Genomic DNA, 9,494 nt, shown 5'->3' on the forward strand with positions numbered 1-9,494 from the left:
ACATAGCAGCCATTTGTATTAGACTGCAAAGTTGCAAAATCAAGTCCGTTTCATTTCAAAAAACCATATAATTGACTATATTTTAATAATTTAAAAGAACTTTTTATCCACTTTTACGGGACAGTAGTGATTCCTTTTTACTAATTTATCGATGGCGGCCTGAATAATCTGAATTTATTCATAATCGCACATAAATCGATGTCAATCGCACATTTTTAATGTCAAATCACACAAAATTATCACAAAATCGCACACTGATACAGAATAATAATTATCTTTGTACCGAGAATAAACAAAAACAGCAACATGCAAACCGAAATACTAAGAATAATAGAAGGTGGATTGGCTAATGACAAGAGGAAGATCATAGCTTATTCTTCCCGCCTTGCCGATAGGTTAGAGAAAGAAGGTGATATATCATTATCAAAATGTATACGTCAAAAAATAGAAGAAGGTATGCCTAATAACTCCGCAATAGCAGATGCGATGAGAGTTATTCCCCTTGATGCTGATAGCCGTCTGCAAATTGTCGAGATTGTTCAACCTGATGAGGAACGATATCGAGTAGTTCTTACACCGGAAGTAGATAAGAAAATTACAGAGTTTATTGAAATAGTGAATCATCGATCGGAACTTGAACTTGCAGGTATTGAAATTAAGAAAACTCTGTTATTGCATGGTTCTCCAGGCTGTGGTAAGACAAGTATCGCCCATTATATCTCTGAAAAAACAGGGCTGCCATTAATAATTGCCCGCCTTGACGGTATAGTATCTTCTTTATTGGGTAGTACTGCGAAAAACATTCGAAAAATTTTCGATTACGCCAACACTATCCCTTGTATACTTTTTTTGGATGAATTTGATGCAATAGCTAAAGCGAGAGATGATCAGCATGAACTCGGGGAATTGAAGAGAGTCATAAATAGTCTACTTCAGAACATTGATGCGATGAAACAAGAAGCGGTCATGATTGCGGCAACGAATCATGCAGAGTTGCTAGATAATGCTATCTGGCGTCGTTTTGTGCAGACGGTAGAGGTTGGACTTCCTGGACAAAAAGAAATAATGGATATGATCGATATTTTTTCAGAACCATTTAGTACTGAAATGTCTAACGACATGTCAAAGAAACTAGCTTTTTCTGCTATGGTTGATGGAATTTCACCTTCAGATTTAAAGACCCTTTTTGATCGAGCAAAGGTTAAATGCGTCCTAAATAAAGATAAAGTGATTCCAATAAATACATTGTTAGATGCATTGTATGAACTAAAGGTAAATGAAAAGTCTGAAAGAAACTATGTTCGTTTTTTAGGCGAATACGGAATGTCACAACTTGCTATAAATAAGGCGACAGGAATAGGACTAAGAAAAATCAAATCATATTTAACTGAAAACACAACAAAGGAGGCAAAATGAATAATAAAAATTTACCAATACAATTTGTAGAAACAAGAGGTGAAAGAGACCGGTTTTTGAAGGAAGGTATGGGAGACAATTCCTTACCTGTTTGGTCAACGGATGATTCCTTAGTAGCGCATGCTGGAATAATGGAAAACACTTTCTCCGACGTTGGCCGCATTTTTGATGCACGTGAGGAAGAAGGACTTCCTATTTTAATGGTTGCAACCTTGGATAAGCGTGCAGTCAAGAGAAAAGCTTACCGTGCAAATGCTCGTTCAATATTTGACAGTAGAAACAAACGCAATGTTATAGGTAAAAACTCGCATCAAGGTCTTTTGGTTAAGGTTGACTGTAAAAATGATCTTCAAATGATGCGTCACAATATTACTGGAGAAAATATCAGTCAGGATAAACGATGCGGAATTGCTGTCATAGAAAATTTACAACTATATCATCCTTATATTGAGGATGATCTAATTGGTAGACGTGTGAAAGTTAGACTTGTTGATTATCAAAATCAGCAATTGAATGAACTAGCAAATCATAAAATGGGTCAAGTTTTTGAGCGATGTAATGTGAATGCACATTCGCTTGATTACTGCCCAGGCCTTAACCTGTATGTTATTGAAAATGCGAATCAAGAAGTAATAGAAGCATTGGCCACTATGGATTCTGTTATATCCGTAAAAAAAATGCCTTACTTTGAATTGACCGTTTCACCAGAGGAATTCAATACGGAAATAGAAGTAAGTCGGCCTGTGGATGGAGAATCATACCCTCGTATTGGTCTTCTGGATTCTGGAGTGGAGACAATTCCCCATCTTGCTCCATGGATTGAATCTGAGGAGAATATTGCAGGTCTTGAAGAAGACGATATCAGAAGATTGCATGGGACCTCAGTCGCTAGCATAATAAATTATGGTGATGCACTTGAAAACAAAGTCTTAACAGGAACAGCTCCTATGTATATACGTTCTTGTATAGTCAACACTGATGATAGAGTTATTCGCATCTCAGAAGACGAGATGGTCGAACATATTAAAACGGCAATTTCCAATAATAGTGATATTAATATTTGGAATTTATCTCAAGGGTCTAGTTATGAGATTGAAGATGATGAGTTCTCTGAGTTTGCCATGGTGTTGGATAATATTCAGAAAGAAAATAATATTCTCATTTGTAAGTCAGCTGGCAATATAGATCCTTGTTTCCCAGATCAAAAAAGGATTACTCAAGGTGCAGAATCTCTGTTGTCATTGACTGTTGGTTCTGTGGCTCATGTTTGCGAATCTGAAGAAGATGTTCCAGTTGGTGGACGTTCACACTTTTCTAGAGTCGGCCCTGGTCCTGGAGGTGCTGTCAAACCCGATTTAGTACACGTTGGAGGTAATAAATCGATAGGAGTTAATTCATTTTCAGATACGGGATTCCAGTCAAATGCATACAGAGGAACAAGTTTCTCCACACCAAGAGTAACAGCTTTGGCTGCAAATTTAGCTCATAGGATGAACCGTAGCTTTGATCCTCTGTTAATAAAAGCTCTTTTGATACACAGTGCTAAATATCACTATCTGACGACAGATGATAATAATATTACACTAAGCGAGTTGGGTTTTGGCATACCGACGACATTGGAAGATATCTTATATAATGATCCGGATGAGTTTACAATGGTTTGGAAACCAGAACTTAGCGATGGTGTTGATATGCAAATCCAAGACATCCCATTCCCAGCTAACTTGGTGAATGATGGTCATTTTATAGGCGAAGTCACTGTAACTGTTGTTACTAATCCTGTATTGAGGGAATCAGAAAAAAGCGAGTATTGTCAAAGCGATGTAAAAGTTGCTCTCCAATCGTATGATAGGATTGAGTATGTAGTACTAGGGGCTGCTGGAACTCCGAGAAGATATAGAAATTCAGAAAGGCTAGTCAACCCTAAGAATATTCTTACAAAGGATCTGTATAAGGTATCATCTTTTAGGAGTACTAATCCTATTGAGCGTACAGTTATGTGTGGTGAAGAGTATTTAGCAGTTAAGAATTATCATGTTAATCTCGAGCAAATGCGATCTGCTAATCGTAATTCATATTTGAAAGAGAATAGGAGGTGGTGCTTAAGTATTGTGGCGACAAATCGTGATGCTACAATGGTAGATAAGATGAATGGGCTTGATGTTGGCACTACTGAAGCTGTGGTCATCATAACAATAAAAGACCCTATGCGAACAGGTGTTGTTTATAATGCATGTTTACAAGCTCTTGATGAGCACAATTTTGCACATTCAGACATTGTCATTAGACAAAACATTAATGTAGTTAACGAATAATAATCACAGGATGACTAAATAGCCCTTAAAACAAAATTTACCCCTCTCATAAGTATTTGTGCGAGGGGTAAATTCTCCAAGAAAGGAGGGCCTTTTACGTAACCCTCATTTGAATGAATCAAAATAGGATAACTAGACTATAGTGCCTATATTTATTAAAGCGCCGATAATTAGGTGCTATAAAATTTTGTATAAATATAGGGTTCAAGCTAGAGTCTCGTATTTTTATTTGCAGATTTATAAAGCCCCCATATCCGCCAAGACCGGCGGACTATTAGCGGTCGCACGAGGCGGCCGCTTTTTGTATGCTTGTTTCATGACTTTATCGTCTTAATCCTGTTCTCGGTTTCTTGCCCAATAGGAGGGTAGCAGCACGCGCACATCGGCGGGCCCATTGCAGGTCGTCATCGTCCTTGTCCCGCCAGGGGAGATCGCTTTGCGAACCTCTGCCACCACCTCCGGCAGATACGGCGGGCGCGTCAAGCATCCCGACAAAGAATGCTACGGCTATGTCGGTCAGCTCACTGCTGTTGGTAACCTCTCGATAGTCGAACTCATCGTTGAAATAGTCAAGTACCCGATCCGGGATATAGAAACGCTGTTCCGTTCCGCCATGGGAAGAAAGCGTGTAGGACACCGAGCCGGAACGATAGTGAGTATAGTCTATATCGATTGCCGGTCTTTGAACAGGTTCCGGTCGATGGATTTGAGAGGTACTGACCTGAGCGGCAAGCCTCTCCCGGTAGTGGAGCTTTTGCCAGGTACGGGGAAGTTTGGAAATCATCAGGTTACGGGCCACTCCCAATTCGGAAGCCTTGTATTTGGTATTTCCTTTGAGGATCGCATATCCACGGAGAACATCTTTCTTGTCCTTCCGTTCATGTACTGTATAGCCTTTCTGTGCAAGAGAATTTTTGTACTCATCCCATGACCACGATGGCATCGCTCTTAATACCTCCATGCAGTCCCAGTTCACTTGTGGAATGTTGCGATTTCGGACTTGTGCCGCTGTTGTCCAGCCACGTTTCTTTGCCACTCGCTCGGCTGCACGTTGCGCACGAAGATGAATGTTGTGGTCGTTGTTGATATTGCCGTCTTCATCCAAACGGCAAACCGCAGCATGGAGATGGGGGACTTCGCCTTTGGATTCCGTATGAAGCCAAACCGAGTATTTACTGTTAGCTAAATTGGTCGGACAGGAACGGACTTTCCCATCCTTGCCGGTAATCACTTGTTTGTCAAACTCCTCGGCGAATTCCTGCCAAAGTTTTTGCCAATCTTCGATGTCATAGAATTGGGTATGTTCGGGAGACGGGCTCAACTCGATTCTGATAACGGAGTTCTTTATCGGACGATGCTGGGATAGGGTCAACTGCATGGAGTTCCATATCCCCATAGCGTCCGGTTCTGAGGGCAACAGATTGTCCAATACCCGATAAATCTTCTCCGGATGTTTTTTGTGCTGTGATTCGCCGGTAATGTAACGGATGTCGTTTATACCGTGCGATATGGCTTTGGCTTTCGCAATCATTCTTCTTCGGATTTAGGGTTGGACGGAATTTTATTCTTCTCTTTTACTACATTCAGGAACTGGCAGACACTTTCGGCCACATTGCCAAGTTCCTTGAGCCAGCCGACCATGAACGGAATCTGATTGAACATTACCATACGTTGCTTTGTGGACATTCCGTGTAGGGCGGAGGTGTATTTTACGAGGTCTGACCGACAATCGTCCAGATTCTGTAACAATACCGCTTCTTCTTTCGTGAGCCTTGCTTTGGGCTTGAAGTTATACGCACGTGATAATATGTAGTCACTTACGGTCATACCGCATTGGGCAGCCATTGATTTTATATACTCCTTCTGAGTAGGAGTGACTTTAGCCCCGATGAAGACACTTCTGTTTTCTTTTGAGGAGTCCGATGTATTGACAATATCTTCTTTCATTTGAATCGTTTTATAATGGTTGAATAGGTGCGAGCTTGCGAGTACCGCACCAGCGAGGGAACTGAGCAGGCGAGAGCGCCAATGTACAACCGTAACGCAGTGAGGTTATACCTTGGCATATCTCGCAACAGTTACCTGTTGATGTTTCCCGACACGCTATATAGGTGCGTATAGTGAACTGGCACTCAGATAGAAACATAGGATGATATGAGCCTCTAAAAGAGGGGAGAATATGAATATCTCACATGATGTCTTCCTGCCGACTTTGCTTTATTCTTATATATACGCCCCGACAATAAAGTAAAGTTAAATTCAGTAATGGTATTCTGGATTGAAGGCATAATCTTTCCCTTCTTTTATAACCATTCGTTCGTCGCAGAGAAATGTTGCGACCTTTACCGCCTTGTTATAACCGAGTTTTATACCCTGTAATCCGTAACCCTCTTTCAAGCGTTCTATATAATCATCGTAATTGCCGATATTGCCATTGGCAAAAGCGGCATTCAATGCTGGACGATGTACATTCTTTGGAATCTCCTTGTCCGGATCGAACGGTTCTTTGGCTGGTCGTCCGGTCTTCTTCCCTTTGGGCAGATAGGACTCTACCGGTTCGGGCATGACTTCCTCGTTTATGCGGAAAGCGAAAGGCTCAAACTCACGGTCACGGATATGGACGGCTTCGACCACGCTTACAGTCTTGTCCTCTTTGTCCACTTCGACTTGCATGATGGTTTCCGCTTTGTTGTTGAGTTCCGTGCCGATGTGACCACGGGCATGTTCATCATTCTTGTTTTGATGCAAGACGGTGTGAATATGGATTTGCCTGTCATCCGTCCACTGCATGAATTTGGAGATGATGTCGGTGGATTCACTGGAGGAGTTGATGTCGTAAAGGAAATCACGAATGCCATCTATGATGACCAATCCCAAATCCGGTATTGTGCCAATGGCCTGTTCGACTATCGCTAGACGTAGTTTAGGGGAAAACTTGCGCAGAGCCAGCATGATCAGATTATCCGGATTCTTGTATTCCGGCAAGTCGGCCAAACGTAAGATGCGTGTCAAAACCTGCTGGCAATGATGCCGCCCCTGCTCTGTGTCTATGTATAGAATCTTTCGCTTGTTCTCGGGAAATGTAGACCGATAATGAAGAACGGTGCTGCCACTCAATGCCGATGCGACAATGGCTGAAACGTTGAAAGTTTTCTTGCTTTTGGCTTTCCCGATGGAAGCACTGAAATTTCCCAATGTTCCGATAACAGTATCGTCCACCATCAGAACCACCGGGGAGTGTTCGTATGTACTTGTTACGCTTATTGTAGACTCCGCCATGTAAGCGGCCAATTCTTCCGGAGAAAGAATAATAGTGTCTGTCTTTTCCATCGCTACCAGTTTTTAGGGTTCGGTTTACGGCGATGGGAGGCGAGCAAGGACTCATTCTCGTCCTCGAAGCTTTGCGGAGCCGGATTCTTCCGGGAAGATTCCAGCCATCTATCCAGTTCGTCACGATAGATGTAGAGATGCTTTCCTTGTTTGATAACTGGAATATCGTCCTTTTTGACCTTATAATAGAAGGTCGATAACGGCATTTTAAGATAGGCGCATGCTTCCTGTACGGTCATAGGGACATGCGTGTTCTCTTTGGCTTCATGCTGCTTGGATAGTTTTTCTGTCAGCAGATTTTCCATACTTGCAATCCGATTGCACAATTCGCCTACCACTGTCGGCAGGTCGTTGAATGTCAGTTGGTCTTTTCCCATATTATGATTCTTTTGATCGTTTAACATGTTGCGAACCAACTCAATGAAACCTTGCAGAACAATACAGACCAGATTAATTATTTCGTCTGCATACATTTTTTATTGTGAATCATCATAGGCTATATCTAAATGGAAACGATAATCGCCCTTATCGGGTACATCAATCGGAATCTGGCTTGGAACATTATCCCGTAAATTAAGTCTGAGATATTCAAGAGTCGCCTTTTCAAGTTCGTATGGAAATGATTTCTTGATAAAAACGGCTCTTTTTGCCAATGATACCCCCAAACGTTCACCTACATTCCATGCGAGATGGCGAAGTCCCGGTGACCTCAGCGGATTGTCTATATTGGAACGAATCGGCTTATACAAATCGGGTTGGTCGCAAGCCATGTACTCAATGTTGGAAATAAGGATGGCGATAGCCTCTTTAGCAAGATATGGGGCTGTTTTGATGGTTATATATTCCCGAATAGCATTCATTATTTCCGCTTGCTTTTCAATTTCTCTCTTTTTAAGTTTTTCCAATATGACATCATATTTAGCCAAATGAGAATCTTCGGGACAATCGGGATTGCCTGAATCCTGATTTGATTGTTAAGACGGAGTACACTCCTGTTCTGGAGAATCCATTGGTTGTTCGATGGGCAATGCTTCAGTTACATCATTAATCTCTATGATATTCTCTGACTCTGCCGTATGGGAGATCTGTTCGCCAAAAGAGAAGCAGATGGGATTCTTTATCAACCATCTATAAAAAAACTTGTGCAAGAGTCCGCACAATAAGATGGCTATTACAAGTCCTATTATAACAGGAGTCGCTACGCGCATGATACTTATGTCATGGCAAAGGAAAAGATAAGTATCTATGGTCGCATAAATGATAACGGATAGTGCGAGGATAAAACTTATCTTTTTAGTCTGAGTCTGTTTTTTATTCGTCATGGTCCGCAAGTATTTGGAATCGTTTCGCGCTAAAGATATAGTCGATATTCCAGATAGTTGCAATAAAGAGATTGATAGTTACCACGTATCATGCTAAATATCATGGTCAGAATATGATTTTTTACCTGAAATCATATTCTGACCGTAAAAATCGAGGACAAAACGGCTGTCAGTCTTGCCGTGTCAAGGTGATTTTCTTGCTGGCTTCCCGTTTGTTGGCATCAACTACTTTGATATACCGTTGGGTTGTAGTAATACTTTTGTGAGCCATAATGCTCTGTATGGTTCGGATGTCCGTTCCTGCAGCAGCTTGCAGTGTGGCAAACGTTCTACGGTATGAGTGGAATGTGATATTCTTGGTAATTCCGGCAGAACGAATCCACTCTTTCATCGGTATTTGTGTCCAGCTGCGCATCAGCCCCTTGAATACCAAACCTTTCTTTTCGGAACTGTAGCCTATCAGTTCCAAGGCTTCCTCGCTGATAGGGATGATGTCTTCTGCCTTGTTCTTCTGCGTAATGATATGTACGCATTTCCCACCGGCAGAATAGTCCACAATGTCTTCCCAACACAAAGCGAGAATATCGCTGATACGCAGACTGGTCATACAAGAGAATAGAGAAGCTGTTTTTAGAATAGGTTTTTTACAAGGTGTTTCAGCCAACTTGTATAATTCTTCTACAGACAGATATTCCTTGACAACATCCTCCGTCTCAATCTTATCCAGAAAATCATTGACATTGGTCTTTATCATTCCATTGCGATAGAGGATTTTCAGGAATCCTCTAAAGGTAGACCAATATCCTGATGCGGAGTTTCGTGTGATACGTCCGTTGCGTCTTAGTTTCTTAGCACTTAGCAGGTATTCCCGAAACTTGTTACATAGGTCAATGTCAATCTCCTCAAAGGTACATTTGCCATGTACGAAGTTACTGAAATGCAGATAGACAAACTCCCATTTTTGGTCATGCTTACGGAGCTGTTTGCGATAATACTCCAGAAAGTCTGCCTTGAGCTTGTACTTGTCAAAGAAGTCATACCGTTCATTGACAACCGATTCAAACCTGCGGCAACGGATGGCTTCGGCTTTCTCGGTCATTACCTCGTTGAA

7 protein-coding genes and 1 pseudogene are annotated in these 9,494 nt (G+C 41.6%); 2 read left to right on the forward strand and 6 right to left on the reverse strand.

What is annotated here, in order from left to right; genetic code table 11:
- Nucleotides 1–306 precede the first annotated feature (306 nt).
- Nucleotides 307–1,416, forward strand: coding sequence for an AAA family ATPase (locus tag Q0093_RS14345; RefSeq protein ID WP_297931828.1), 1,110 nt, complete (start codon nt 307–309; stop codon nt 1,414–1,416).
- Complete coding sequence (locus Q0093_RS14350) at nt 1,413–3,731, forward strand: S8 family peptidase (RefSeq protein ID WP_297931831.1); 2,319 nt, start codon at nt 1,413–1,415, stop codon at nt 3,729–3,731. Before Q0093_RS14345 ends, Q0093_RS14350 begins: the two co-directional genes overlap by 4 nt.
- A gap of 322 nt (nt 3,732–4,053) precedes the next feature.
- Here the strand turns inward: Q0093_RS14350 and Q0093_RS14355 are convergent, their stop codons facing one another.
- The 6 genes and pseudogenes from Q0093_RS14355 to Q0093_RS14380 all read right to left on the reverse strand — a co-directional run.
- Nucleotides 4,054–5,262, reverse strand: a complete 1,209-nt coding sequence (locus Q0093_RS14355) for a relaxase (RefSeq protein ID WP_297931833.1) — start codon at nt 5,260–5,262, stop codon at nt 4,054–4,056.
- Nucleotides 5,259–5,678: a metalloproteinase gene (locus Q0093_RS14360; RefSeq protein WP_297931836.1), complete on the reverse strand. Its 420-nt coding sequence runs from the start codon at nt 5,676–5,678 to the stop codon at nt 5,259–5,261. The genes Q0093_RS14355 and Q0093_RS14360 overlap by 4 nt, the downstream gene beginning before the upstream one ends.
- A 312-nt stretch (nt 5,679–5,990) precedes the next feature.
- On the reverse strand, nt 5,991–7,061 hold the full coding sequence (locus Q0093_RS14365) for an AAA family ATPase (RefSeq protein ID WP_297931839.1): 1,071 nt from the start codon (nt 7,059–7,061) through the stop codon (nt 5,991–5,993).
- 2 nt (nt 7,062–7,063) lie between these two features.
- Entirely contained in the window at nt 7,064–7,438 is a 375-nt protein-coding gene (locus Q0093_RS14370; protein ID WP_297931845.1) for a helix-turn-helix domain-containing protein, read from the reverse strand.
- 99 nt (nt 7,439–7,537) lie between these two features.
- Nucleotides 7,538–8,383, reverse strand: a pseudogene (locus Q0093_RS14375) (hypothetical protein).
- 169 nt (nt 8,384–8,552) lie between these two features.
- Nucleotides 8,553–9,494 (reverse strand): site-specific integrase (locus Q0093_RS14380; RefSeq protein ID WP_297931842.1); only part of this gene is annotated, 942 nt, incomplete at its 5' end.

Origin of the sequence: uncultured Coprobacter sp. (assembly GCF_947855755.1) — a bacterium.
GTDB lineage: Bacteria > Bacteroidota > Bacteroidia > Bacteroidales > Coprobacteraceae > Coprobacter.

Excerpts from the sequence above, each read along its gene's own strand:
- Q0093_RS14345 (WP_297931828.1), top strand. The coding sequence starts at position 307 with ATGCAAACCGAAATACTAAGAATAATAGAAGGTGGATTGGCTAATGAC.
- Q0093_RS14350 (WP_297931831.1), top strand. The coding sequence starts at position 1,413 with ATGAATAATAAAAATTTACCAATACAATTTGTAGAAACAAGAGGTGAA.
- Q0093_RS14355 (WP_297931833.1), bottom strand. The coding sequence starts at position 5,262 with ATGATTGCGAAAGCCAAAGCCATATCGCACGGTATAAACGACATCCGT.
- Q0093_RS14360 (WP_297931836.1), bottom strand. The coding sequence starts at position 5,678 with ATGAAAGAAGATATTGTCAATACATCGGACTCCTCAAAAGAAAACAGA.
- Q0093_RS14365 (WP_297931839.1), bottom strand. The coding sequence starts at position 7,061 with ATGGAAAAGACAGACACTATTATTCTTTCTCCGGAAGAATTGGCCGCT.
- Q0093_RS14370 (WP_297931845.1), bottom strand. The coding sequence starts at position 7,438 with ATGGGAAAAGACCAACTGACATTCAACGACCTGCCGACAGTGGTAGGC.